This is a genomic window from Microbulbifer sp. ABE4_465 (genome assembly GCF_056160765.1).
The window spans coordinates 1-606 of sequence record NZ_JBSWXV010000025.1; the positions used below are offsets into that span (position 1 = coordinate 1).

At 58.6% G+C, this 606-nt stretch carries 1 protein-coding gene; it reads left to right on the plus strand.

The genetic code is table 11. The features are described from left to right. Positions 1-606: hypothetical protein (locus ACXAG1_RS16970; RefSeq protein WP_475120338.1), on the plus strand; the 606-nt coding region annotated here is incomplete at both ends.

Here is a 606-nt window from a genome sequence, read left to right on the forward strand (position 1 = left end):
CAGCAACGGTGCCACCGGTGCGTCCGGTGCTGCCTGGTCACTGCAGGGTTCCGATACCGTTGCCAACAGCGGTATTGATTTTGTCGGCTTCTCATCACTTGCCGCCAACGGTGCCGGCCTCCAGGGCACAGCGACCGGCAGTGACACCTTCACGGTAAATGGCGCAGACAATGTCACCGTCACGGACTACTCCGCGACCTTTAAAAGCCTGAATGGCATCGCCGGAAGCGGCGGTACCGATACGCTTAATGCCGGTACCGTATCCCTTACTGGAACTTCGAACGAAGTCACGGTGCACGGGATTACCGCAACCGGTATCAGAAACGTTGCCAGTGCCAATGTCACCGGCAGTACCGGCAGCGATGCCTTCCTTGTTACCGGAACGAACACCCTCAGTGTTTTGGAGATGCTGTTTAGTGATGTTGATCAGGTAACCGCCGGTGCCGTCAGCAACGGTGCCACCGGTGCGTCCGGTGCTGCCTGGTCACTGCAGGGTTCCGATACCGTTGCCAACAGCGGTATTGATTTTGTCGGCTTCTCATCACTTGCCGCCAACGGTGCCGGACTCCAGGGCACAGCGACCGGCAGTGACACCTTTACGGTGAG